Below are 24225 nucleotides of genomic sequence, written 5' to 3'. Positions count from 1 at the left end.
GATGGGCACACAGGCACTGATCCGGTTCGAGGACGTGGAGAAGGTCTTCCAGGTGCGCCGCAAGGCGGGCAGGCTGCGCCGCGAACGGCACGAGGTGCGCGCGGTGGACGGCATCTCCTTCGAGGTGCCACGCGGCGAGATGGTCGGCTACATCGGGCCCAACGGCGCGGGAAAGTCCACGTCCGTGAAGATGCTCACCGGCATTCTGATGCCGAGTGCGGGCCGGGTGACGGTCGCCGGGATCGATCCGTCGCGCGAGCGGCTGCGGCTGGCCCGGCGGATCGGCGTGGTCTTCGGACAGCGCACGACGCTGTGGTGGGACCTGCCGCTGCGCGACTCCTACGAGCTGGTGCGGCGCATGTACCGGGTGCCGGACGCCCGTTACCGGGCCAACCTCGACCGCTGCGTCGAACTGCTCGATCTGGCCGACCTGCTGGACGTGCCGGTGCGGCAGCTGTCGCTGGGCCAGCGGATGCGCGGCGACATCGCGGCGGCGCTGCTGCCCGACCCCGAGGTGCTCTACCTCGACGAGCCCACCATCGGCCTCGACGTGATCAGCAAGGCGAAGGTGCGCGACTTCCTGCGCGAGGTGAACGCGGAACACGGCACCACCGTGCTGCTGACCACCCACGACCTCACCGACATCGAGCAGTTGTGCCGCAGGGTGATGGTCATCGACCACGGCCGCCTGGTCTACGACGGCGGACTGGCCGGCCTGCACGCCATCGGCGACAGCGAACGCGTCCTCGTCGTCGACTTCGACCGCGAACTGCCGCCGGTGGAGGTGGACGGCGTGCGGTCGGTCCGGGTGGAGGGCCCGCGCCAGTGGCTGCGCTTCCCCGCCTCGGCGAGCGCGGCCCCGCTGGTGGCCCGACTGGCGGCGCGCTACCCGCTGGTGGACCTGTCGGTGCGCGAACCGGCCATCGAGGACGTGATCGGGAGGATGTGCGCGGGCAGCCAGGGGCTGTAGAGGGCGGTACGGAGGCCGGGCGGGCGCCCTGCGGCGGCTGGTCGGGGCGTGCTCACGTCACACGCCGGCCGGGGCCGCGCCCGTCAGGGTGTCGAGTCCGATCGCGTCGGCCATCGCCCGGTATCCGGCGTCCGTGGGGTGCAGGTGGTCGCCGGAGTCGTAGGCCGGGCGCAGCCGTTCGGGGGCCATCGGGTCGCGCAACGCCCTGTCGAAGTCGGCCACCGCGTCGAACACCCGCCCGGAGCGGATCACTTCGTTGACCCGCTCGCGCACCGCCTCCAGCCGGGGTGTCCAGCCGCGCGTGCCGCCGAACGGCGTCAGCGTCGAGCCGACCACCCGCAGGCCGTGCGCGTGCGCCTCGCGGGTGATCGCCTGGAGCCCGGCGACCACCGCCTCCGGCGTGATGGTGCGCGGGTCCTGGAGGATGTCGTTGATGCCGAGGTCCACGACCAGCACCTTGGCGCCAGGCTGCGACAGCGCGTCCCGGTCCAGCCGCGACAGGCCGCTCGGGCCGTTGCCCGGCATGTCCGGCTGGGCGTTCGACAGCAGGCGGTTGCCGCTGATGCCCTCGTCGACCACGCTGAGCCGGGGCCCGTTCGCGGCCGAACGCAGCCGCTGGGCCAGGTAGTCGGGCCAGCGGTGGTCGGCGCCGACGGTGGAGGTGCGGCCGTCGGTGATCGAGTCGCCGAACGCCACGACGGTGCCGGTGGCGTCCGCCGTCCACACGTCCACACCCGTCACGTAACGCCAGTACGGCGTCTGCTCGGTGAACGCGGTCCCCTCCACGTCCCCCGCGTGGTCGCCGCGCGCCAGGTAGGAGGTCTCGCGGGCCATCGGGTGGTACGTGACCGGGCCGGACGGATCCCGCGTGTAGGTGGTCACCAGCAGGTCGGCGGCGGTCGGCACGCGCAGTCGCGCCGGGTCGCTCAACACGCTGGCCCCGGCCGGGATCGTCACCGTGGGCCGCCCGTCGAAGGCCAGCCGCACCAGCGCGCCGGGCACCGCGTCCGCGCCACCGGGCCCCGCGGCGACGCCCAGCGTCACGTCGGTCAGGGTGAGCGGCGCGACACCGAAGAGGTTGGACAACTGCACGCGGGCGGCGGTGCCTCCGGCGCTGGTGTGCACGACGTTGCGGATCGACATGCCCGGGTAGCCGTGCCGGGTGTTCGGCTCGCCCGCCGCGGGCGACGTCGCCCAGCCGGCCACCCAGTCACCGGCGGACGCGGGGTCGGCCAGGGTGGCGTGCGGCTGCGGGGCCGCGCCGTCGGCCACGGGGGCGGCGGCGTGGTGGAGGCCGACGACGATCACGGCGCAGACGACGGCCATCACCGCCAGCAACGCGGCGGCCAGCGTACAGCCGGACTTCCGGGTCACGCGGCGTTCTCCTCGAATGGAAGGGCGGAGCGAGCGGCTGCGGAAGCGTCGTCGGTCCGGCGGCCTCGTCCGGACTCCCATGATCCCACGCAGATGTACGCGTTCGCCCCTCGGCGGGTACCGCTTTGGCCACAGCGGCGTACGACTTCGGTCTCGTTCCGTCGGGCAGGGCAGGGCAGGGGCCCGTAGGAGACGGCAGGGGCCCGTAGGGGACGGGCCAGGGTCGGGATGGGGGCGTGTTCGCGTGGCGGACGGCGCACCGGGGGCACAATCACGGGGTGGAGGCATGGACGTGGTGAGGGAGAAGCGGGACGGGGCGACTGGTTCCGAGGCGGCTGACGGGACTGGCGGAGCGGCTGGTTCCGGCGGGGCTGGGGCTGGTGGAGCTGGTGCGCTCGATGAGACTGATGCGCCTCGTGCGACCGACGCGGCTGGTGCCGCGGTCGGGGGTGCTGGTGCCCCGGGTGCGGCCTGCGAGGTCGCAGGGACCGGCGGGGCGCGGCTCGGCGGGGGCGGGGGGTTCGCGTTCGGGCCCGCCGACGAGGAACGGCGGCGTGGCGTACGGCGGATGAAGCTGATCGCGACCGGATTCCTGCTGGTCGCGACGGTCGTCTACGGGCTGGCCAAGTGGGCCGGGGCATCTGGCGCCGGCGCCTGGACCGGTTACGTCGCGGCGGCGGCCGAGGCGGGCATGGTCGGCGCGCTGGCCGACTGGTTCGCGGTGACCGCGCTGTTCAAGCGCCCGTTGGGCCTGCCCATCCCGCACACCGCGATCATCCCGACGAAGAAGGACGTGCTGGGCCGCTCGCTCGGCGAGTTCGTGGGCGAGAACTTCCTGTCGGAACCGGTCGTACGGGCCAGGCTGCGCGCCGTCGGGATCGGCCGGCGGCTCGGCCACTGGCTGGCCGACCCCGAACACGCCGACCGCGTCATGGAACAGGCCGCCGCCGCGCTGCGCGGCGCCCTCACCGTGCTGCGCGACTCCGACGTGCAGGCCGTCGTCGGCGAGGCGATCACCCGCCGCGCCGACGCCATGGAGGTGGCGCCCGGACTCGGGCGGATGCTGGAGCGGGTCGTCACGGACGGCGGCCACCGCAGGGTCGTGGACCTGGTGTGCGCGCGGGGGTACGACTGGCTCGTGACGCACGGGGACTCCGTCATGGCGGCGGTACAGGGCGGCGCGCCCGGCTGGACGCCGCGGTTCGTGGACCGGCGGGTGGGGGAGCGCGTCTACAAGGAACTGGTCAGGTTCGTCAGCGAGATGCGCGACATGCCCGAGCATCCGGCGCGCGCCGCGCTCGACCGCTTCCTGGGCGACTTCGCCGGTGAGCTCCAGTCCGATCAGGACACCCGGGAGCGGGTGGAACGGCTCAAGCGCGACGTCCTGGCCCGCGGCGAGGTGCAGGACCTCATCGAGTCGACGTGGAACGCGGTGCGCTCGATGGTCGTCGCGGCGGCCGAGGACGACCACAGCGAACTGCGGCTGCGCGCCCGGGCGTCGCTGCTGTCACTGGGCACGCGGATGGCCTCGGACGAACGGCTCCAGGCGAAGGTGGACGGCTGGCTGGAGGACGCGGCGACGTACGTCGTCACGACCTACCGGGACGAGATCACGCTGCTCATCACGGACACCGTGGCGAGCTGGGACGCGGACCAGACCTCCCGCAAGATCGAGGCCCACGTCGGCCGCGACCTCCAGTTCATCCGCATCAACGGCACCGTGGTGGGCGCGCTGGCGGGGCTGGTCATCTACACGGTGTCGCGGCTGGTGGGGGGTTGAGGCGTTCTGACGGCGGGGCGTCGGCGCGGCGGCGTGCCGATGGCACGGCGGCGGGGCGGCGTAGGCCAGCGGGGCGGCGTAGGCGGTGCGGCGGGGTCGGGGCCTTGAGCCGTGGGAACCGGGCGGCGGACGGGAACCGGGGGCGGGCGCGGGGCGTTGTCAGAGGGCGGGCATAGCATCGTGAGTGACTCGAAGTCCGGTGCGGAGAAGGGCTCTTCGCGGGCGGGGGAAGGGGGTGAGCCGCGATGGCGGGATGTCGGACGGATCGTCGTGACGAAGCGCGTCGTGGTGACGTCCCGCGCGCTCGCGCCCGGGTCGTGCCTTCCGCTTCCTCGCGGGAGGGCCGCGCGTCCCTGAGCCGTCCGGGGCGTATCCCGGGCCGTGGCAGGGCGGGCGTCGTCTTCCTGCTGCTGGTCGCCGCCGCGCTCGGCCTGTTGCTGGTCGACGCGGGGCCCGCCACCGCGGTCGCCGCCGTCACGGCCACGGCCGCCGCGCTGCTGCTGTGCCGCGCGTTCGCGGTCGCCGTCTGCGTGCGGCCCGTTCCGCCCGGGCGAATACGGACCGCGATACGGGACCGTGAGCGGCGTACCGCCTTTCTGGCGCAGCGCGATCCCGACGCGTCCGGCCGGCCCCGGCCCAGGGCACCCGGCCGTCCCCTCAGGACGGCCGCGTAGGGCTCCACCGTGCCCCGAAACCGTGACGTGACGCGTGCGGGGAGCGTGACGCACCCGAATCCGTGAGGCCCGTGGGTGCGGCGCGCCTGAGTGCGAGACGCCCGTGGACGCGTGACGGCCACCGGTGCGTGATGCGCGTGGATGCGTGACGCCCGTGGACGCGTGACGCACGTGGGTGCCTGGGGCGCCGGAGCGTGATGTGCGCGGAAGCGCGTCGACGCGCTCGGATGCCTGGTGCGCGTGAGTGTGCCCGCGCGGCTCGTCCTTGCCGAGATTCCCTCCGGATGCCCGCCCTCACCGGGCCGCGTCCGGACTCCGGCTCGACGAGACCCGCGGAGGGCTCAACCATGTCCGTCTACACACCACTTGTCACTGTCCTGTCTCATCTCGCGGACGGTCTGCGCCCCTTGCTGGGGGCGTCGGCCACGGCCGCCGCGATCGTCCTGTTCACCGTCTGCGTCCGCCTGGCGCTGCATCCGCTGGCCCGGGCGGCCGTCCGAGGGGAGCGCGCCCGGGCCCGACTGGCGCCGCGGATCGCGCGGTTGAACGCGCGGCACCGCGGCGACCCGGAGCGGTTGCGCGCCGCACTGACCGAGTTGTCGGCACGAGAGGGGGTGTCGCCCGTCGCGGGGTGTCTGCCGATGCTGGTGCAGTTGCCGTTCTTCTTCGTGATGAACCGGCTGTTCTGGACCGGGGGTGGCGGGTTGCTCGGTCATGCCACGCTGCTGGGCGTGCCGCTGGAGGGCCGCTGGGCGGAGGCGCTGCGCGACGGCGGGCCCTTCGGGGCACACGGGCTGGTGTTCCTCGCGCTGTTCGCCGTGGTCGCGGTGGTCGCCACGTGGACGTACCGGAGGACGCGCGCGGCGGCGGCAGCGGCGAGCGGGGCCGGGGCACTGGGCGGGGTTGCCGCTGTCGGCCCGGTCGGCGGGGGTGCGGTGGCGCGGATGACGCCGTGGCTGTCGTTCGCGACGCTGCTGACCGTGGCGGTGGTCCCGCTGGCGGCCGGGCTCTACACCGTGACCACGGTGACCTGGACCGCGGTCGAGCGGGCCTGGCTGTCGCGGGAGCGGCAGGTGGCACCGGGTGCCGTGGCGTCCACTGGGTGAGCGGCGGTTGCGGAGCGGGCGGCCGGGCTTGGAGGATCGAACAAGTCGCCCGATGACCGTCCTCGTCGGCGGAAAGCCAACCACGACCACGGGAGGGTGAATGAAGCTGCTGCGTGTCGGACCGGCCGGGGCCGAACGCCCGGCGCTGCTCGACGGCGACGGCGTCGTACGGGATCTGTCGGGGCTCGTGCCCGACGTCGACGGGACGCTGCTGGCCGACCGGGCCGCGCTGGAGCGGATACGGGAGGCCGCGCGGGACGGCGGGCTGCCCGCGGTCGACCCGGCGGGGCTGCGCGTCGGGCCGCCGCTGACCGGGATCGGCAAGATCGTCGGCATCGGGCTCAACTACCACGACCACGCGGCCGAGACCGGTGCGCAGGCCCCGGCCGAGCCGATCGTCTTCATGAAGGCGACGGACACCGTGGTGGGGCCCGAGGACACCGTGCTCGTCCCGCGCGGGAGCGTGAAGACCGACTGGGAGGTGGAGCTGGCGGTCGTCATCGGCCGCACGGCGCGTTCTCTCGGCACGGACGAGGAGGCGTTGGCGGCGGTGGCGGGCTACGCGGTCGCCAACGACGTCTCCGAGCGGGCCTTCCAGATCGAGCGCGGCGGTCAGTGGGACAAGGGCAAGAGCTGCGAGACGTTCTGCCCGCTGGGTCCCTGGCTGGTGACCGCCGACGAGGTGTCCGATCCGCAGGCGCTGGCGCTGCGGCTGTGGGTGAACGGGGCGCTGCGGCAGGACGGTTCGACGGCCGACCAGATCTTCCCGGTGGCCCATGTCGTGCGCTACGTCAGCCAGTTCATGGTGCTGCGCCCCGGTGACGTGATCCTCACCGGCACCCCGGCGGGCGTCGCGATGGGGCAGCCGGAGCCCAAGCCGTACCTGCGGGCCGGGGACGTGGTGGAGCTGGAGGTCGAGGGCCTGGGCCGGCAGCGCCAGGTGCTCGCCGACGCCTGACCGTCAGCGGCGGCTCTTCCGTGCGGAGGAGCCGCTGAACGCGGGACGGCCCCGCCGCACGCTGTGAGCGCGGGGCGGGGCCGTCCTCGAAGGGTCAGGGTCAGGCTGCCGTGACGTAATCCGCGTCTCGCCACGCGGCAAGCCAGGCACGCTGCCAGCGGGCCAGCTCAAGGCGCTGCTCCGGGGTCAGTCGACCACGCGTCGTCAGCGCACGGATGGCGGCCTGCGCCTGCGCTTGGCGCATGGCAGGCGTCGCCTGGGGCTGATTGATGGGGGCCATGTGAAGAAGCATAGGAGAAGGCACTGACAGTCGCGCGGGAGAAAGTTCGCCGCCGCCCGCGTCATTTCCCGTGCTGACCTGGGCAATCGTGCGCATTGCCGGGATTGCCCGAGTGTCGTACGCCATAGTTTGCGTCCGGGATGTGGGCGGGTTTGGCCTGAACTTGTGCGCTGTGCCACACGATTTCCGGTGCGGGGTGGCGTTCGGTGCACGGGTGCGGGACCCGGGGTGACCGGCGTGCGGTGTGACACATGACACCGCGTCAAGATCACTGCTCCAGTGTGACCGTTCGGCGTTCGGCGGCCGAGCGGCGGGCCGCCTCCAGGACGTGCATGGTGTCCGCCGCCTGACGTGCGGTGACCGGCGGCGCGGTGCCGTCGCGCAGCGCCGCCGCGACGGCCGCGTAGTAGGCGGGGTAGTCGCCGGGCAGCGTCCGTACGGGGCGCGACTCGTCGCCCGCGCCCAGGGTGCCCCACGCCGACTCCGGTTCCTCGCCCCACGGCGTGCCGTCGCCGGGCCTGGCGCCGGAGCGCAACGCGGCTTCCTGTGGGTCGAGTCCATACTTCACGTAGCCCGCCTTGGAGCCCAGTACGCGCAGGCGCGGGCCGAGCAGCGGGGTGGTCGCGCTCATCCACAGGTGGGAGCGGACGCCGTTGACGTGCTCGACGGCGACGAACGCGTCGTCGTCCGCCTCGGCGCCCGGGCGGCGCACGTCGGTCTCGGCGTAGACGGTGCGGGCCGGGCCGAAGAGGGTGAGCGCCTGGTCGGCCAGGTGACTGCCGAGGTCGTACAGCAGCCCGCCGAACTCGGCCGGGTCGCCCGACTCGCGCCAGCCGCCCTTGGGCTTCGGCCGCCAGCGTTCGAAACGGGACTCGAAGCGGCGCACGTCGCCCAGTTCGCCGGTGTCCAGCAGGGAGCGCAGGGTCAGGAAGTCGTTGTCCCAGCGGCGGTTGTGGAAGACCGACAGCAGCAGGCCGCGGCGCTCGGCGAGTTCGGCGAGCGCGTCGGCGTCCGCCGCCGTCCCGGCGACCGGCTTGTCGACCACCACCGCGAGCCCCGCCTCCAACGCGGCCGTGGCGAGCGGGGCGTGGGTGCGGTTGGGCGAGGCGATCACCACGAGGTCGAGGTCGTCGGCGCGTCGCCACAGCGCGTCGGCGTCGGGGACGGCACGGGCGCCGGGGTGTTCGGCCTCGGCCTGCGCCTGCCGCTCGGGGTCGCCGGTGACGACGGCGCTCAGCACCAGGCCCTCGGTGGCGGCGATGAGCGGGGCGTGGAAGACGGAACCGGCCAGGCCGTAGCCGATGAGGCCGACCCTGAGGGGGCGGGCGGAGGTGCTGTCGGGGCGGGCGTTCATGCCGCCCACTAAAACAACGCTGTTGCCAAAGTGCAAGCATCCGCCAGAATGGCCTGGTGAACAGCGGAATCCCCGGCGCCGGCCTGCCCGCCCTGCGCGACCACAACGCGGCGCTCGTCCTGGACCTGCTGCGCGTCGCGACCGTGGCGGACGGCGGTGCGGGCATCAGCCGCCAGGAGCTGGCGACCCGCACCGGGCTGACCCCGCAGGCGGTGAGCAAGATCGTCGCCAGGCTGGCCGGGCAGGGCCTGGTGGCGGAGGCCGGCCGGGGCGCGTCCACCGGGGGCAAGCCGCGCACCCTGTTGCGGCTGGTCCGGCAGGCCCGGTACGCGGTCGGGCTGCACCTGGACCGGGACGAGCTGACCGTGGTGCTGGTGGACCTCGCGGGGGAGGCGGTGACGGAGCGCGTCACGCCGTTCGACCTCGGCGCCGGGCCCGGCGCCGTGCTGGAGGCGGTGGCGGAGCGGGTGCGCGAGGTGACGTCGGACGTGCCGGGCGCGGAACGGGTCCTGCTGGGCGCGGGCGCGGCGGCCCCCGGCCCGCTCGACCACGCCGCCGGGGTACTCGGCCGCGTGACCGGCTTCCCCGGCTGGGACGGGTTCGCGCTGGCCGACGCGCTGGCCGGGCGGCTCGGGCTGCCGGTCACGCTGGACAAGGACACCAACGCGGCGGCGCTGCGGGTGCCCGCCGACGGGCCCAGGCCCGCGTCGTTCGCGTACCTCCACGTGGGCAGCGGCCTCGGCGCCGGGCTGGTGCTGGACGGTGCGCTCTACCGGGGGCCGCGGACCGGGGCGGGGGAGTTCGGCCACCAGACGCTGGAACCGGACGGGCCGCGCTGCGCCTGCGGGCGGCGCGGCTGCCTGGAGGCGCTGTGCCTGGCCGCGCTGGCGGACGGCGACACCGCGCGGGCGGCACGGCTGCTCGCGGTCGGCGCGGCCAACCTGGCCGCCCTCCTCGACATCGACCGGGTCGTGCTGGGCGGCCGGGCCGTGACGCCCGCGTTCCGCGACGAGGTGGCGGCGGCGCTGGCACGCGAGGCCGCGCCGGGGACGGTCCGGGTGGCGCGGGAGTGCGCCGGGGCGCGCACGATCGCGGAGGGGGCGGCGTGGCTGGTGCTGGCGCCGTTGTTCGGACGGCGGCGCTTCGGCTTCTGGCGGCGGTTTCTGGCGGCGGTTCCTGACGACGGCTTCTGACGGTGGTTCCTGGCGCTGGTTCCTGACGGCGGGGCTTCGGCTTTCAGGGGCGCGGTGCGTCGGCGTTCGGCCGTTGGGATGGGGTCGGTGGACGCGGCGGAGTGGCTGCGCGATACGGCGGTCTGCTCATGCGATTGTCCGATATGTCTGCACGGGTGGGTCCCCGTCCCGTACGGCGAGCCCGCCGCCTCAGGAGGTCCGACCGCCGACCGTCCGCCGCCGTCGTAGTGCGCCTGTCGTAGAGCCGCCGTCGTAGAAGCGAAGGTGTTCCATGCGTCCCAAGCGTCCGCGCCGCGTTCTCGCCCTCGGGGCCGTCGCCGCCCTGCCGTTCCTCGCCCTCGCGCCTGTCGCCGTCGCCGGGCCCGTCGCCGCCGCGACCGTCCCCGGGCACGCCGCGGCGCCGCCCGCGGACGGGGCGCCTCTGTGCGGCGACCCCGCCGCCACCGGCTTCCCGATCGCCTCCCGGCTGTACGGCGGGCCCGACGCCTACACGGCGGGCGACGATCCGTCCTCGTTCTCGCTGGAGCTGCGCAACACCACGGACGCGGCCTGCCGGGACGTGCACCCGCTGGTCCTCCTGGTGGACCGGTACCGGACGCTGACGCCGGGCGGGTTCCGGCTGGAGTACGCGAGGGCCGGGACGTGGAGCGCGGTGCCGTTCGAGACCACCGACCACGCGGAGAACATCGGCATCCCCGGCGGCGAGAACGGCCCCGGCTACACCCTGCCCGCCGGGGCCACGGTCACCGTTCCGCTGCGGCTGCGCTTCCTCGACGACGCGCCCGCCGACCAGGTCGTGGTCTCCGCGACCGCCATGCAGCGCAGGGGGGCGGACGGCGCCTGGGTCGGGGAGTCCAACCACTACACCCTCGACGTGCTGCGGCCCGCGCCCGAGCTGGCGGCCACCGGCGGCCGGGACCGGCGCGTGCCGCCCGCGGCGCTGTGGACGGTGGGTCTGCTGTCCGTCGCGCTGGTCACGATCGGCGCGGCCCTGGTGGCGGCGTCCCGCAGGAACCCGATGCGGCGGTGGTAGCCCGCTCGCGCCCGGGCCGTCCGGCCCGCGCCTGATCCCCCGCGCCCGGCCCGTCCTCGCCCGGCCCGTCCGTGCCTGGTCCGTCCGCGCCTGGTCCGTTCGCCCCCGGTCCGTGCCGGGCGCGGTCGTGGGCGCGGGCCGGGCTCTGCGAGGATCACTTCCGTGGACCAGCGTCGTGAACCCCGTGACAGCGCCCCCGGCACCCCGGTCAGAGCCGGTGTCCCCGAACACGGCCGAGTGCCCAAGTACTACGCCGTGAAGGGGCAGTTGGAGACCCTCCTCGACGAACTCGGCGAAGGCGGCGCGCTGCCCACGGAACGGGACCTCGCCGCGCGCTTCGGGGTGGCCCGCGAGACGCTGCGCCAGGCGCTGCGCGACCTGCTGATCGAGGGCCGGGTGCGCCGCCGCGGCCGCGGCACGGTGGTCGCCGGGCCGAAGCTGGAGCAGCCGTTGTCCCTGGTGTCGTACACCGAGGGCGTGCGGCGCCAGGGCCGCACTCCGGGCCGCAGCCTGATCGGCCTGGACCGGATCGCCGCGGGCGACGAACTCGGCGACCAACTGGGCATCGGCCCGCACGGCCTGGTCTGGCACCTGGAACGCGTCCTGCTCGCCGACGACGAACGCGTCGGCCTGGAGAGCACGTACGTCTCCGTCGACCGATTCCCGCACCTGGAGCGGGACTTCGACCCCGACTCGTCGTTCTACACGTTCCTGCGCGAGGTGGCCCGGGTGCGCTTCGCCGCCGCCGACGAACGCATCGAGACGGTCCTCGCCACCCCGCGCGAGGCGCTGTTGGTCGGCACCCCGCCCGCGCTGCCGATGCTGCTGCTGCACCGCGTCTCCCGCGACGAGACCGGCACCCCGGTCGAACGCGTCCGCTCCCTCTACCGGGGCGACCGCTTCAGCTTCACCACCCAGCTCTCCCCCCAGGGCTGACACCGTCCGGGGCCGCGCGGGCCCCGGTGGAAATCCCCCCTCCCGGGCGGTCGGCGCGGCGAGTATCATGGCGGGCATGTCACGAGAAAATAACGGGTCTAGTCCAAATGTCGGAGGGGGTGACCGCGCCGGCGCCCCGCGCGATGACCGCGCCCGCTCCCCGCGCGGCGACCGCGCCCGCTCCCCGCACGACGACCACCCCCGCTCTCCGCGCGGCGACCGCGCCAAGGTCGTGATCGTCGGCGCCGGAGCGCTCGGCACGATGCATGCCTGGCACGCCGTCGCCCGCGGACACGAGGTCGTCCACATCGAGCGCGAGGCCGACGCGCGCGGCGCCTCCGTGCGCAACTTCGGGCTGGTCTGGGTCGGCGGCCGGGCCTCCGGTGCCGAACTGGAGACCGCGCTGCGCGCCCGCGCGCTGTGGCAGGAGATCGGCGAGCGGGTACCGGGCACCGGGTTCCGCGCCAACGGCTCGCTCACCCCGGTCACCACCGAGGCCGAACGCGCCGTGGCGCACGAGACGCTGGCCCGGCCGGACGCCGCCGCGCGCGGCCTGAAGTGGCTGGAACCCGGCGAGGTGCGGCAGCTCAACCCGGCGCTGCGCGGCGCCATGCTGGGGGCGCTGTGGTGCGAGCGGGACGCGGCGGTCGAGCCCCGGCTCACCCAGCGCGCCCTGCGCGACCACCTCGCCGCGTCCGGCCGCTACACGTTCCTCGGCGGTCGCGAGGTGCGCCACGTCGGTCCCCGCCGGGTCACCGACGACCGGGGCGAGGTGCACGAGGGCGACGCGGTCGTGCTGTGCACCGGCGCCTGGCTGTCGGGGCTGGTGCGCGAGCTGGCGCCCGAACTGCCGGTGCGCCGCGTGCGGTTGCAGATGGCGCAGACCGAACCGCTGGGCGAGCCGCTGACCACCACGGTCGCCGACGCCGACAGCTTCCGCTACTACCCCGCCTACGCGGGCGACGCGCTCCAGGCGCTGCGGGCCGGGCAGCCGCAGACCCCGGTCGCCGAGGCGCACCGCATGCAACTGCTGATGGTCCAGCGGCTCGACGGCGGCCTGACCATCGGCGACACCCACGAGTACGACGAGCCGTTCGGCTTCGACACGGTCGAGGAACCGTACGAGCACCTCTCCTCGGTGGTCGAAGGGCTGCTCGGACGGCCGATGCCGCGTGTCCGCCGCCGCTGGGCCGGGGTGTACGCGCAGTGCGTGGACGGCACCCGGGTCGTGCACCGGCAGCGGGTGGACGACGGGGTGTGGCTGGTGACCGGGCCCGGCGGGCGCGGCATGACCTGCTCGCCCGCGATAGCCGAGGACACGGCCGACGAACTCGGCTGGTGAGGAAGGAAAGTGATGAGCAGTCAGAACGGAGCGCGGGGCATCGGCCTCGTCGTACTGGACATGGCCGGCACCACCGTGCGGGACGACGGGCTGGTCGAGCGGGCCTTCTCCGCCGCCGCCGAGGCGCTCGGCGTGGAGCCCGGCGGCGACGAGCACGCCAGGATGCTGGAGTACGTGCGGACGACCATGGGCGAGTCGAAGATCACCGTCTTCCGTGCTCTGTTCGGCGCCGAGGACCGGGCCCGCAAGGCCAACGAGGTCTTCGAGGAGTCGTACGCCTCCCTGGTGGACGGCGGCCGCATCTCCCCGGTGCCGGGCGCCCGCGAGGCGATCGAGGGCTGGCGCGCCGAGGGCCGGAAGGTCGCGCTGACCACCGGGTTCGCCCGGGTCACCCAGGACGCGATCCTCGACGCGCTCGGCTGGCGGGACCTCGCCGACCTCACCCTGTGCCCGGCCGACGCGGGCCGCGGCCGCCCCTACCCCGACATGATCCTCACCGCCCTCCTGCGCACCGGCACCGACGACGTGCGCGCGGTCGCGGTGGCCGGCGACACGGCGTACGACATGCTCAGCGGCGTCCGCTCCGGCGCCGCGATCGTGGCGGGCGTCCTCACCGGCGCGCACGACCGCGCCGCGCTCACCGACGCGGGCGCCACCCACGTCCTCGACTCCGTCGCCGCGCTCCCCGCGATCGTCGGCCGGGCGTGAGGCGGACCGCCGCGCGCCGCCGCGGCGGTCGCCGTTGCCCGGCGGTCGCCACCGGCCCCGGTGCGGCACCCGTCCCACCTCGCGGAACGGGTGCCGCACCGGCCGGGTACCGCCGTTAGGCTGGAGCCCCGAAGTCGTGTTCGGTAAGGAGTTCCGTCCGTGGCAGAGCGCAAGCCGATCGAGTCCTGGCTCACCGACATGGACGGGGTGCTGATCCACGAGGGCATCCCGATCCCGGGCGCGCAGGAGTTCATCAAACGGCTGCGGGCCAGTGGCAAGCCGTTCCTCGTGCTCACCAACAACTCCATCTACACCCCGCGCGACCTGCACGCCCGGCTCGGGCGGATGGGCCTGGACGTGCCGCAGGAGAACATCTGGACCTCGGCGCTGGCCACCGCGCAGTTCCTGGACGACCAGCGGCCGGGCGGCACCGCGTACGTCATCGGCGAGGCGGGCCTGACCACCGCGCTGCACGACATCGGCTACGTGCTGACCGACGCCGAGCCGGACTACGTGGTGCTCGGCGAGACCCGCACCTACAGCTTCGAGGCGCTCACCAAGGCCATCCGGCTGATCAACGCGGGCGCCCGGTTCATCGCCACCAACCCCGACGAGACCGGCCCCTCGGCGGAAGGCGCGCTGCCCGCCACCGGTTCGGTCGCCGCGCTGATCACCAAGGCGACCGGCAAGGAGCCGTACTTCGTCGGCAAGCCCAACCCGCTGATGATGCGCGCCGGGCTCAACGCGATCGGCGCGCACTCCGAGACCTCCGCGATGATCGGCGACCGCATGGACACCGACGTGCTGGCCGGTCTGGAGGCGGGCATGGAGACGTTCCTGGTCCTCACCGGTGTGACCGCGCCGGACGCGGTGGACCGGCACCCGTTCCGCCCGTCCCGGGTCGTCGAGTCGATCGCCGACCTGGTCGACCTCGTCGACGAGCCGGACATCGCGGTCTGAGGCTGCCCCGACGGCCCCGCCCCCGACGACGACGCGTGAGCGGTCAGACCCCGGGGCGGGCCAGCAGGAGCAGGACCGAGTCGTCGCCCAGGGTCCCGCCGGTGTGCGCCAGCAGGTCCGCGTAGAGCCGCTCGACGGCGGCCTCCAGGTCGCCGGCCGCGTTCACCAGCAGCGGGCCCGCGCGCTCGGCGAGCGGGTAGAAGCCGCCGCCCTTCGCCGCGCGCGCCTCGATCACGCCGTCCGTGCACAGCACCAGCACCTCGTCCGCGCCCAGCGGCACCCGCCACGGCGTCGGCGCGCCCGGCACGAACGACGTCAGCCCCAGCGGCACCCACGGGTCCGGCGGGTCGAGCGAGCGCACGGTGCCGTCCGCCGAGACGCGCAGCGGCGGAACGTGGCCGTAGTGCAGCAGCACGACGTCACTGTCGAGCGCGGCGTCGGCGAAGACCTCGCCGTCGGCCGACCCGCCCCCGGGCACCGCCTCCCGGCTCGCCGGGAACTCCAGGAACAGCGCCGTGGTGAACTCGCCGTCCGTCACGTGCCGCCGCACGCTCGCGTCGACCCGTTCGGCGACCTTCGCGAGCCCGCCCTCGTCGTACGCCGCCTCGCGGAACGCGCCCATCACCACGGCCGAGGTCTGCACCGCCTCCAGGCCCTTGCCGCGCACGTCGCCGACGAGCGCCCGCACCCCGTGCGGGGTGTCCAGGACCGCGTACAGGTCGCCGCCGATCTGGGCCGCGTCGGCGGCCGAGGCGTAGCGCACCGCCAGCCGCACCCCGCCGACCCGCGGTCCCGGCGGGCGCAGCAGCGCGCGCTGCGCCGCCTCGGCGACCGAGACCACGGCACGGAACTGCGCGGTGCGCTCCTCGCGCCACCACGCCCCGTAGGCGCTGAAGAGCACCACGATCAGGTAGCTGATGGTGATCCCGCCCAGGATCCGCCGGTCGTGATGGCTCCACGAGCCGTCGTACGGGATCAGCGCGGCCTGCGCCACCGCCCCGATCAGGCCGACCAGCAGGGTGCGCCGCCAGGTGGTGGTGGCCACGGCCAGCGCGGGGACCATCACCATCATCGGCGCGAGGAAGTGGTTCCGGCCCGCCAGCAGGTCCGCGGCGACCACGGCGAAGACCGCCGTCAGCGGGATCGTCATCCCCTGGTGCGTGGAGACGCCGCGGCCCAGCGCGTCGAGCGCCCGCCGGAATCCTGAGGTCCTCACATTCAGAACATAACGGGTCGGCGCGCCGCGGCGACCGCGGGATGCGCCCATGAACCCGTGAGACGCGCCCATGAACCCGTGAGATGCGCCCACGATCCCGTGAGACGGGTCCGTGAACCTGTGAGATGTCCCCGTCCAGGAACCGCACCCTCACCCGAACGCGTTGTTGACAGGGATGAACAAGACGATCAGACGCACATCGGTCTTCTGCCTCCTGCTGGTCCTCGCCGTCGTGGCGCGGGTCAGCTGGGTGCAGGTGGCCGACGGACCGAAACTCGCCTCCGACTCGTACAACCGGCGCACCATGATCGCCCAGTGGGCCAACCCGCTGGGCGACATCGTCGTGGCGGGCAAGCCGGTCACCGGTTCGGCGAAGACCTCGGGCAGCGACTTCGCGTACAAGCGCACCTACACCGACGGCCCCGAGTACGCCGCCGTCACCGGCCGCAGCTCGCAGGTCTTCGGCGCCACCCAGCTCGAGGGCATCTACCAGAACGTCCTGAACGGGACCGACGACCGCACCAAGGGCATCCTGGACACCCTCACCGGTTCCAGCGGCAAGCCCGGCGACGTGCTCACCACGATCGACCCGGCGGTGCAGAAGGCCGCGTACGACGGCCTGGGCTCCAAGAACGGCGCCGCCGTCGCCATCGACCCCTCGACCGGCCAGATCCTCGCCATGGTCAGCACGCCCAGCTACGACCCCGGCAGCATCGCCGGCGGCTCGCAGGCCGACGCGAACGCGTGGCAGAAGCTGACCGCCGACAAGAATCAGCCGATGCTCAACCGGGCGCTGCGCCAGACCTATCCGCCGGGCTCTACCTTCAAGCTGGTGGTGGCCTCCGCGGCGCTCCAGGACGGGCTGTACTCCTCGGTAGACCAGCCCACCGACAGCCCCAACCCGTACACCCTGCCCGGCACGAGCGACACGCTCACCAACGAGGAGGCGTCGGCGCCGTGCAAGGACGCCTCCATCCGCGTCGCGCTGGAGTACTCCTGCAACACCGTCTTCGCCAAGATGGCCGTGGACCTCGGGCAGGCCAAGGTCAAGGCGATGGCCGACGCCTACGGCTTCGACGACAGCCACCTGGAGATCCCGGTGAGCGCGGCCACCAGCGTCTATCCCACGAACATGCCGAAGTCCTCCACCGCGCAGACCGGCATCGGCCAGTTCGACGTGCGGGCCACACCGCTCCAGATGGCGATGGTCACCTCCGCGATCGCCAACGGCGGCAAGCTCATGGCGCCGCACATGGTCTCCAAGGTCACCGACGGCGACGGCGACGCCCTCCAGTCCTTCGGACCGAGCGTGAAGTCCACGCCGATCAGCTCGCACACCGCCGGTGAACTGCGCTCCGCGATGGTCAGCGTCATCCAGCAGGGCACCGGCACCAACGCCCGCATCCCCGGCGTCGAGGTCGGCGGCAAGACCGGCACCGCGCAGCACGGCGTCGACAACAGCGGCAATCCGTACGCGTGGTTCGTGTCGTACGCGAAGAACAGCGCGGGCAAGGAGGTCGCGGTGGCGGTCATGGTGGACGACCCGAACGCGGAACGCGCCGAGATCAGCGGCAACGGCTTCGCCGGGCCGATCGCCAAGTCGATGATGGAGGCGGCACTGAAGTAGCGCACAAGTGGCGCACGGGGAACACAGGGAAGGGGAGTCGGCCCCGCCCGGGTCGGCGGCGGGGCGCCGGCGCCGGCGCCGGCGCGATCGTGTCGAGGTGGCGTGGCGCGATCGCGTCGAGACGATGTGGCGCGGTCGCGCCGGGATCACGTGGCGCGATCGCGTCGGCCAACGTGAAGCTCTTGCGACAGCGGGGGCGGAAGCGCTGACAGCGGTCACAGGGTCTGCAAAGGTTCCAGGCGATCCTTCTCCCCGACCAGTTGGAGGACCCGTGCGCTTCAGAACCATCGCGTCCGCCGCGGGCGCGCTCACGCTGCTGCTGGCGATCCCGGCCTCGGCGGCCACGCCCACCCCCGGTGCCCCCGGCATCGGCGACCCGTACTACCCGACGTACGGCAACGGCGGATACGACGTCGGCCACTACGACCTGCGGCTGACGTACCAGCCGAAGACCGACGCGTTGCAGGGCACCGCGACCGTCCTGGCCACGACCACCCAGGACCTGTCCCGCTTCGACCTGGACTTCGCGCTCGGCGTGGACAGCGTGCTGGTGAACAACCACCCGGCGAAGTTCACCGAGTCACCGGCCGCCCACAAGCTCCAGATCACCCCGGACGCGCCGCTGGCCAAGGGCAGCGACGTCACCGTGGTCGTCCGCTACCACGGCGTGCCCTCCAAGGTCGTGGTGGACGGCTTCACGTCCTGGCAGCGCACCCCGGACGGCGCCGTGGCCGCCAACGAACCGGAGTCGGCCTGGTGGTGGTTCCCCAGCAACGACCACCCGCTGGACAAGGCCACCTACGACATCTCCGTCGAGGTCCCCACCGGCGACCAGGTGATCAGCAACGGCGTGCCCACCGGCCAGAGCACCGATATCAAGGGCTGGACCCGCTACGACTGGCGGCAGGCCAAGCCGCAGGCGACCTATCTCGCCACCATGGCGATCGGGAAGTTCGACGTCACCAAGGGCACGACGGCCGGCGGCATCCCGGTCATCAACGCCTACAGCACCGCGCTCGGCGACGCCACCGGCGCCGCCAAGGCCAGTGTCGAGCGCACCGGCGAGGTGATCGACTGGGAGAGCACGTACTTCGGGCCCTACCCGTTCGCGACGGTCGGCGGTTACGTGCCGGACACCACCTCCGACTTCGCGCTGGAGACCGAGACCCGGCCGTTCTACAGCCCGACGATGTTCTCCTCCGGCTCCGACGTCTCGGTGGTCGTGCACGAACTGGCCCACCAGTGGTTCGGCGACTCCGTCTCGCTCAAGCGCTGGCAGGACATCTGGCTGAACGAGGGCTTCGCCACGTACGCGCAGTGGCTGTGGTCGCAGTACCAGGGCGAGGGCACCGCCCAGCAGCTCGCCGACTACGTCTACGCCTCGCACCCGGCCGGTGACGCGTTCTGGAAGATCGAGCCCGGCAACCCCGGCGCCGCCAACCAGTTCGCCGACCCCATCTACGACCGGGGCGCGGCGGCGATCCAGACGCTGCGCGACACCGTGGGCGACAAGGCGTTCTTCACGATCCTCAAGGCCTGGACCGCCCAACACGCCTACGGCAACGCCGACTTCGCGCAGTTCCAGGCGCTGGCCGAGAAGGTCTCCGGCAAGAAGCTCGGCCCGCTGTTCACCACGTGGCTGTTCACCCCGGCCCGCCCGGCGACCGGCCCGGTGGCACCGGGCACGAAGGCGCCCGCCGCCGCGCGTGGTGCCGTGCCGCAGCCGAAGTCGTGGCGCGAGATCCACACGGCGTACCACCTGGCGCGCTGACCGTCGGAAGACCGCCACACGGCGTGGGAACGGTCCGCCCGGCAGCGTGGCCGGGCGGACCGTTCCGTGATCGGGAACGCGCGATCGACAGCGCGCGATCAATGAGGGATTCGCGATCAATAAGCCAGGATGCGCGTTCACCCCAAGTGACCGTTTGAGGGCATCCCGGCGCTATACAGGCGGGCATGACGAACACCATGCCCGCGCAGCGGGAGCCCCTGGAGCCGCTGGAGCTGGACGTCGACCGGCACGACCCCGCCTACCGCCGCTGGCTGCGCGAGGCGGTCGGCAAGGTGCAGTCCGACGCCAACCGCTCCGCCGACACCCACCTGCTGGCGGTGCCGCTGCCCGAGGCGTGGGGGATCGACCTGTACCTGAAGGACGAGTCCACCCACCCGACCGGATCGCTCAAGCACCGGCTCGCCAGGTCGCTGTTCCTGTACGCGCTGTGCAACGGCTGGATCCGGCCGGGCCGCCCGGTGATCGAGGCGTCCAGCGGGTCCACGGCCGTGTCCGAGGCGTACTTCGCCAAGCTCATCGGGGTGCCGTTCGTCGCGGTGATGGCGCGCACCACCAGCCGGGCCAAGATCGCGCTGATCGAGTTCCACGGCGGCCGATGTCACCTGGTCGACAACCCCTGCGAGGTGTACGAGGCCGCCACCGCGCTGGCCGCCGAGACCGGCGGGCACTACATGGACCAGTTCACGTACGCCGAACGCGCCACCGACTGGCGCGGCAACAACAACATCGCTGAGTCCGTCTTCCGCCAGCTGGCCGCCGAGCGCCACCCCGAGCCCGCGTGGATCGTCGCGACCGCCGGCACCGGCGGCACCTCGGCCACCATCGCCCGCTACGTGCACTACACCCAGCGCGAGACCGGGGTGTGCGTCGCCGACCCGGAGAACTCCGCGTTCTTCGGCGGCTGGCGCACCGGCGACCCGGGTGTGACCACCGACCGCGGTTCACGCATCGAGGGCATCGGGCGGCAGCGCGTGGAGCCCAGCTTCGTGCCGGGCGCGGTCGACCGCATGATGCGGGTGCCGGACGCCGCGTCCATCGCCACCATCCGCGTGCTGGAACGGCTGCTGGGCCGCCGCACCGGCGCGTCCACCGGGACCGGCACGTGGGCCGCGTTCCGGATCATCGCCGAGATGCTGGCGCGCGGCCGACGGGGCTCCGTGGTCACGCTGTTGTGCGACCCGGGCGAGCGCTACCTCGACACGTACTACTCCGACGAGTGGCTGGCCGAACGCGGCATCGACATCACGCCGTACGCCGACCGGCTGGAGCGCTTCTGGGTGACGGGCTCGCTGGACTGAACGGACCCGGTGGCGCTCACACCGCGCCCGCCGCGCAGCGCACCACGAGGTAGCCCGCCACGGCGACGGTGAGCGTGGCGAAGGCGCGGCCCAGCACCGGCGCCGGGACGCGGGCGCACACCGCGCGCCCGGCGAGCGACCCGGCGACGGCGGCGACGGTCAGCGGGACGAGGACGTGCCACGGGAAGCGTTCGGCCCCGGCCCTGGCGGCCAGCGCGACGGCCGAGTTGACGGCGATCACCAGCAGCGAGGTGCCGACGGCCACCGGCATCTCGTAGCCCAGCGCGGCCACCAGCGCGGGCACGATGACGAAGCCGCCGCCCACCCCGAGGAAGCCCGTCAGGAAGCCCACGACGGAACCGGAGACCAGGACGCGCGCGACCGGGTGGGCGGGCGAACGCTCCGGGGGCCCGGCGGCGGCGGTCCGGCCGCCACGGTAGCGGCGCAGCATGCCGACCGCCGAGACGACCATCAACGCGGCGAAGCACAGCAGCAGCACGGTGGGGTCCACGCTGCGGTTCAGCGCGGTGCCCGCGAAGCTCGCCACGGTACCGGCGGCGCCGAACGCCAGACCGGCCCGCCACCGCACGTGGCCCGCGCGGGCGTGGCCGACCGCGCCGGTCAGCGCGGTCACACCGACCACGACCAGGCCCGCGGTGGTGGCCTCGCGGGGCGGCTGCCCGAGCACGTAGACCAGCACCGGCACGGTGAGGATGGAGCCGCCCCCGCCGAGCGCGCCCAGGCTGAGGCCGATCAGGGCGCCCAGCACGACGCCCAGGACCGTCACGCCACGATCCCCGGGCGACCGTCCGGCCGCCGCACGGGCAGCCCGGCGCCCGCCCAGGCGCCCATCCCGCCGCGCAGGTTGCGCACCGGCGTGCCGGCCGCCCGCAGCCGCTCGGCGACCAGCGCGGACCGGCGGCCCGACCGGCACACCGCGATCAACAGTTGACCGGCGGTCAACTCCGGTGCGCGGCACGGCCCGGAGAGCGGCGAGAGCACGGCGCCCGGCGCGTGCCCGGCCCGCCACTCGTCCTCCTCCCGCACGTCCAGCAGCACCGCGCGGCCCGCCCGTATCAGCGCGTCCGCTTCCTGCGCGTCGATGTCGCGGCAGCCGTCGTCGGAACTGTCGGCCTCGCGCCCGTCAGCCTCCTCGTCACCCGCGCCCCGTGCCGTCCGCGTCATCGACTCAACTCCCGTCCCGCGCCCGCCAGATCCAGCCGGTAGCCCTCCCGGGCCGAGAACTCCGCCCGCGCGGTGAACCGGTCGCCGCGCACCAGCGTGTGCCGCCACTCCACCGGGCGGTCCCCTGCCAGCCCCAGGCGGTCGACGGCGAACGCGGCCACGTCCGCGTCGATGCCGAGCAGCCGCCGTTCCGCCGCCGTGGGCACCACCGCCCGCAGCACCTCGCGCCCCCCGGTCAGCCGCACGCCGGTGCGCAGCGCCAACTCGTCGTAGAGCGAGGTGTGCGTGAAGTCCGCGTGCAGCAGCGGCGCCGCGAGCCCCGCGGGCAGCCACACGCGGTCCACGGCGAGTGGTTCGTCGTCCGCGAGCCGCAGCCGCTCCAGGTGCAGCAGCGGCGCGGACTCCTCAAGTCCCAGGCGGGCGGCGAAGACCCCGTCCGCCCGCACGTCCAGCACCCGCACCACGCTGCGCTGGGTCCGCCCGGCCGCCTCGACGGAGGCGAACAGGCTGTAGAGCGCGCCGAGCGGCTGCTCTATCTCGGCGGGCACCGCGAGCCGCGGCGGCCTGCCGCGTTCGGCGACCACCAGTCCCTCGGCGCGCAGGCTGCGCAGCGCCTCGCGCACGGTGTGGCGGCTCACGCCGTACTGCTCGACGAGCGCCAGCTCGCCGGGGAAGGGCGCGCCGTCGGCGCCGAACTCGCCGTCCGTCAGCCGCCCGCGCAGGTCGTCGCGGACCTGCGCCCACAGCGGCAGCGGACTGGACCGGTCGGGCCGCGCGGCACCGCGCGGGCCGCCTGCCGGTGAACTCGCGTCCCCCACAGGGGTGTTTGCTCTGCTCGATCGCACGAGAGTTAATGTACGTACATTCGTGCATTGACGGAAGCGCGGCGGTCAAAGTGCCTTGCGGCAAGGGACGTTGGCGGAGCGGCGCATCGACGGAAAGGACGTGTGCGGTGCTTGAGGTCGAGGTGATCCCCACACGGGAGCTGGGCAACCGCAGCTATGTCGTGCACGACGGCCGCACGGCGGTCGTGGTCGACCCGCAGCGGGACCTGGACCGGGTGGAGGAGGTGCTGGAGAAGGCCGGAGCCGCCTGCGGGCTCGTGGTGGAGACGCACGTGCACAACGACTACGTGACCGGCGGCTGGGAACTGGCCCGGCGGCACGGCGTGCCGTACGTGCTCTCGGCCGAGGAGACCGTCTCGTTCACCTGCCGCCCGGTGCGGGACGGCGAGCGGCTGGCGGTCGGCTCGCTCACCGTCGAGGTCGTCGCCACCCCCGGCCACACCGACGGGCACCTGGCCTACGTCGTCACCGACGGAGAGGCCGCGCCTGCCGTGTTCACCGGTGGCTCGCTGCTGTACGGCACGGTCGGCCGCACCGACCTGGTGGACCCCGAACGCACCGAGGAGCTGGCCCGGGCGCAGTACCGCTCGGCGCGGCGGCTCGCCGCACGGCTGCCGGACGACGCGGCGGTCTATCCCACGCACGGCTTCGGCAGCTTCTGCTCGGTCGGCCCGTGCGCCTCCGGGATCGACGACGCGGGCCCGGTCACCCTCGCCGACGAGCGCCGCCGCAACGACGCGCTGACCGAGCCGGACGAGGACACCTTCGCCGCCCGCCTGGTCGCCGGGCTGACCACGTACCCCGCCTTCTACGCCCAGCCGTTGAACCGCAGGGGCCCGGGGCCCGCCGACCTCGCCCCGCCCGAGCCGGTGGACGCGGCCGAGCTGCGGCGCAGGATCGCGGACGGCCAGTGGGTGCTGGACCTGCGCGACCGCACCGCGTACGCGGCCGGGCACCTCGCCGGGAGCGTCGGCATCGAGCTGGGCGACCAGTTCTCCACGTACGTCAGCTGGCTGCTGCCGTGGGGCGAACCGCTCACCCTCGTCGGCGAGAGCGGCGAGCAAGTGGCCGCCGCGCAACGGCAGTTGGCGCGCATCGGGGTGGACCGCCCGGCGGGCGCGGCGGTCGGCGACGTGCCCGGCCAACGCGCCTATCCGCGCGCCACGTTCGCGGAGGCGGCCGCACGCCCCGATGGCGACCTGCTGGTCGACGTACGCCGCGACGACGAGCGCGCGGTGGGCCACATCCTGGGCTCGCGCCACCTGCCCGTCCATCAACTGCTGCCCAGGATCGACGAGTTGCCGCGTGACCGGCGGCTGTGGCTGCACTGCGCGGGCGGCTTCCGCGCGAGCGTCGCGGCGAGCCTGCTGGAGCGCGCCGGGTACGACGTGGTGCTGGTCGACGACGACTACGCGAAGGCGGTGGAGGCGGGGATCGCGACGGGGTGAGGCGGGGCGAGGGGCGCGCCCCGCCCCCCGCCCCCCCGCCCCCCCCCCCCCCCCTCCCCCCCCGCCCCCCCCCCCCCCCCCCCCCGCCCCCTCCCCCCCCCCCCCCCCCCCCCCCCCCCCCCACGGCCCCCGCCACCCCCCAAACC

At 74.0% G+C, this 24225-nt stretch carries 22 protein-coding genes; 15 read left to right on the top strand and 7 right to left on the bottom strand.

The annotated features are described in order from the left end of the window. The first annotated feature begins 1 nt into the window (after position 1). Positions 2-970 carry an ABC transporter ATP-binding protein gene (locus K7472_RS24365; protein WP_222980692.1) on the top strand — a complete coding sequence of 323 codons (969 nt, stop codon included), beginning with the start codon at positions 2-4 and terminating at the stop codon, positions 968-970. A gap of 57 nt (positions 971-1027) precedes the next feature. Here the strand turns inward: K7472_RS24365 and K7472_RS24360 are convergent, their stop codons facing one another. Beyond that, positions 1028-2344: an SGNH/GDSL hydrolase family protein gene (locus K7472_RS24360; protein WP_222980691.1), complete on the bottom strand. Its 1317-nt coding sequence runs from the start codon at positions 2342-2344 to the stop codon at positions 1028-1030. Between the two features lie 286 nt (positions 2345-2630). Between K7472_RS24360 and K7472_RS24355 the strand changes: the two genes are divergently transcribed. The 4 genes from K7472_RS24355 (at position 2631) to K7472_RS24340 (ending at position 6862) form a co-directional block, all read left to right on the top strand. Continuing rightward, complete coding sequence (locus K7472_RS24355) at positions 2631-4124, top strand: DUF445 domain-containing protein (RefSeq protein WP_222980690.1); 1494 nt, start codon at positions 2631-2633, stop codon at positions 4122-4124. A 371-nt stretch (positions 4125-4495) separates the two neighbouring features. Then, a complete protein-coding gene (locus K7472_RS32935; RefSeq protein ID WP_372458049.1) occupies positions 4496-4798 on the top strand; it encodes a DUF6412 domain-containing protein in 303 nt (100 codons plus the stop codon). 347 nt (positions 4799-5145) lie between these two features. Further along, positions 5146-5904 (top strand): YidC/Oxa1 family membrane protein insertase, encoded by a 759-nt coding sequence (locus tag K7472_RS24345; RefSeq protein WP_222980688.1) that lies wholly within the window; start codon positions 5146-5148, stop codon positions 5902-5904. Between the two features lie 100 nt (positions 5905-6004). Then, positions 6005-6862, top strand: coding sequence for a fumarylacetoacetate hydrolase family protein (locus tag K7472_RS24340; protein WP_222980687.1), 858 nt, complete (start codon positions 6005-6007; stop codon positions 6860-6862). A gap of 100 nt (positions 6863-6962) precedes the next feature. On the opposite strand, the gene K7472_RS24335 is transcribed toward K7472_RS24340, so the two are convergent. Together K7472_RS24335 and K7472_RS24330 are read right to left on the bottom strand one after the other, a co-directional pair. Beyond that, positions 6963-7142, bottom strand: coding sequence for a hypothetical protein (locus K7472_RS24335; RefSeq protein ID WP_222980686.1), 180 nt, complete (start codon positions 7140-7142; stop codon positions 6963-6965). Positions 7143-7410: 268 nt separating this feature from the next. Continuing rightward, positions 7411-8496, bottom strand: a complete 1086-nt coding sequence (locus K7472_RS24330) for a Gfo/Idh/MocA family oxidoreductase (protein WP_222980685.1) — start codon at positions 8494-8496, stop codon at positions 7411-7413. A gap of 56 nt (positions 8497-8552) precedes the next feature. On the opposite strand from K7472_RS24330, the gene K7472_RS24325 reads away from it, so the two are divergent. The 6 genes from K7472_RS24325 (at position 8553) to K7472_RS24300 (ending at position 14668) form a co-directional block, all read left to right on the top strand. Next, positions 8553-9689, top strand: a complete 1137-nt coding sequence (locus K7472_RS24325) for an ROK family transcriptional regulator (protein ID WP_222980684.1) — start codon at positions 8553-8555, stop codon at positions 9687-9689. A gap of 271 nt (positions 9690-9960) precedes the next feature. Next, positions 9961-10722 carry a hypothetical protein gene (locus K7472_RS24320; RefSeq protein ID WP_222980683.1) on the top strand — a complete coding sequence of 254 codons (762 nt, stop codon included), beginning with the start codon at positions 9961-9963 and terminating at the stop codon, positions 10720-10722. Between the two features lie 162 nt (positions 10723-10884). Further along, a complete protein-coding gene (locus K7472_RS24315) occupies positions 10885-11658 on the top strand; it encodes a GntR family transcriptional regulator (RefSeq protein ID WP_222980682.1) in 774 nt (257 codons plus the stop codon). A 232-nt stretch (positions 11659-11890) separates the two neighbouring features. Next, on the top strand, positions 11891-13000 hold the full coding sequence (locus tag K7472_RS24310; protein WP_308014068.1) for a TIGR03364 family FAD-dependent oxidoreductase: 1110 nt from the start codon (positions 11891-11893) through the stop codon (positions 12998-13000). Between the two features lie 12 nt (positions 13001-13012). Beyond that, positions 13013-13708, top strand: coding sequence for a phosphonatase-like hydrolase (locus K7472_RS24305; protein WP_222980680.1), 696 nt, complete (start codon positions 13013-13015; stop codon positions 13706-13708). A gap of 159 nt (positions 13709-13867) precedes the next feature. Further along, on the top strand, positions 13868-14668 hold the full coding sequence (locus tag K7472_RS24300) for an HAD-IIA family hydrolase (protein WP_222980679.1): 801 nt from the start codon (positions 13868-13870) through the stop codon (positions 14666-14668). 43 nt (positions 14669-14711) lie between these two features. Here K7472_RS24300 and K7472_RS24295 read toward each other — a convergent pair whose 3' ends face one another. Continuing rightward, the gene (locus tag K7472_RS24295; protein ID WP_222980678.1) at positions 14712-15884 is read right to left on the bottom strand and encodes a PP2C family protein-serine/threonine phosphatase; all 1173 of its coding nucleotides are present in this window, start codon (positions 15882-15884) and stop codon (positions 14712-14714) included. Between the two features lie 175 nt (positions 15885-16059). Here K7472_RS24295 and K7472_RS24290 point away from each other — a divergent pair, with 175 nt between their 5' ends. The 3 genes from K7472_RS24290 to K7472_RS24280 all read left to right on the top strand — a co-directional run bounded on the left by K7472_RS24290 (position 16060) and on the right by K7472_RS24280 (position 20601). Next, positions 16060-17511: a peptidoglycan D,D-transpeptidase FtsI family protein gene (locus K7472_RS24290; RefSeq protein WP_222980677.1), complete on the top strand. Its 1452-nt coding sequence runs from the start codon at positions 16060-16062 to the stop codon at positions 17509-17511. Positions 17512-17782: 271 nt separating this feature from the next. Continuing rightward, complete coding sequence (locus K7472_RS24285; protein ID WP_308014067.1) at positions 17783-19282, top strand: M1 family metallopeptidase; 1500 nt, start codon at positions 17783-17785, stop codon at positions 19280-19282. Between the two features lie 197 nt (positions 19283-19479). Then, a complete protein-coding gene (locus tag K7472_RS24280) occupies positions 19480-20601 on the top strand; it encodes a PLP-dependent cysteine synthase family protein (RefSeq protein ID WP_222980763.1) in 1122 nt (373 codons plus the stop codon). 16 nt (positions 20602-20617) lie between these two features. Here K7472_RS24280 and K7472_RS24275 read toward each other — a convergent pair whose 3' ends face one another. Genes K7472_RS24275 through K7472_RS24265 form a run of 3 tightly spaced genes read right to left on the bottom strand, consistent with a single transcriptional unit; the run spans position 20618 to position 22631 of the window. Then, positions 20618-21388: a sulfite exporter TauE/SafE family protein gene (locus K7472_RS24275; RefSeq protein WP_308014066.1), complete on the bottom strand. Its 771-nt coding sequence runs from the start codon at positions 21386-21388 to the stop codon at positions 20618-20620. Beyond that, positions 21385-21786 (bottom strand): rhodanese-like domain-containing protein, encoded by a 402-nt coding sequence (locus tag K7472_RS24270; RefSeq protein WP_222980676.1) that lies wholly within the window; start codon positions 21784-21786, stop codon positions 21385-21387. Before K7472_RS24270 ends, K7472_RS24275 begins: the two co-directional genes overlap by 4 nt. Further along, positions 21783-22631, bottom strand: a complete 849-nt coding sequence (locus K7472_RS24265) for a GntR family transcriptional regulator (protein ID WP_308014065.1) — start codon at positions 22629-22631, stop codon at positions 21783-21785. The genes K7472_RS24270 and K7472_RS24265 overlap by 4 nt, the downstream gene beginning before the upstream one ends. 107 nt (positions 22632-22738) lie before the next feature. On the opposite strand from K7472_RS24265, the gene K7472_RS24260 reads away from it, so the two are divergent. Continuing rightward, positions 22739-24079, top strand: a complete 1341-nt coding sequence (locus K7472_RS24260; RefSeq protein ID WP_308014064.1) for an MBL fold metallo-hydrolase — start codon at positions 22739-22741, stop codon at positions 24077-24079. The last annotated feature ends 146 nt before the right edge of the window (positions 24080-24225 follow it).

Source organism: Streptantibioticus parmotrematis, from assembly GCF_019890615.1.
GTDB classification, from domain to species: Bacteria; Actinomycetota; Actinomycetes; order Streptomycetales; family Streptomycetaceae; genus Streptantibioticus_D; species Streptantibioticus_D parmotrematis.
Note: the sequence above shows the minus strand (reverse complement) of the source record. Positions and strands in the feature narration are given on the sequence as shown.

What these genes read in the sequence shown, in the direction of transcription:
- K7472_RS24320 (WP_222980683.1), top strand. Translation starts at nt 9,961, where the DNA reads ATGCGTCCCAAGCGTCCGCGCCGCGTTCTCGCCCTCGGGGCCGTCGCC.
- K7472_RS24280 (WP_222980763.1), top strand. Translation starts at nt 19,480, where the DNA reads ATGCCCGCGCAGCGGGAGCCCCTGGAGCCGCTGGAGCTGGACGTCGAC.
- K7472_RS24335 (WP_222980686.1), bottom strand. Translation starts at nt 7,142, where the DNA reads ATGGCCCCCATCAATCAGCCCCAGGCGACGCCTGCCATGCGCCAAGCG.
- K7472_RS24290 (WP_222980677.1), top strand. Translation starts at nt 16,060, where the DNA reads ATGAACAAGACGATCAGACGCACATCGGTCTTCTGCCTCCTGCTGGTC.
- K7472_RS24305 (WP_222980680.1), top strand. Translation starts at nt 13,013, where the DNA reads ATGAGCAGTCAGAACGGAGCGCGGGGCATCGGCCTCGTCGTACTGGAC.
- K7472_RS24340 (WP_222980687.1), top strand. Translation starts at nt 6,005, where the DNA reads ATGAAGCTGCTGCGTGTCGGACCGGCCGGGGCCGAACGCCCGGCGCTG.
- K7472_RS24365 (WP_222980692.1), top strand. Translation starts at nt 2, where the DNA reads ATGGGCACACAGGCACTGATCCGGTTCGAGGACGTGGAGAAGGTCTTC.
- K7472_RS24345 (WP_222980688.1), top strand. Translation starts at nt 5,146, where the DNA reads ATGTCCGTCTACACACCACTTGTCACTGTCCTGTCTCATCTCGCGGAC.
- K7472_RS24330 (WP_222980685.1), bottom strand. Translation starts at nt 8,496, where the DNA reads ATGAACGCCCGCCCCGACAGCACCTCCGCCCGCCCCCTCAGGGTCGGC.
- K7472_RS24355 (WP_222980690.1), top strand. Translation starts at nt 2,631, where the DNA reads ATGGACGTGGTGAGGGAGAAGCGGGACGGGGCGACTGGTTCCGAGGCG.
- K7472_RS24270 (WP_222980676.1), bottom strand. Translation starts at nt 21,786, where the DNA reads ATGACGCGGACGGCACGGGGCGCGGGTGACGAGGAGGCTGACGGGCGC.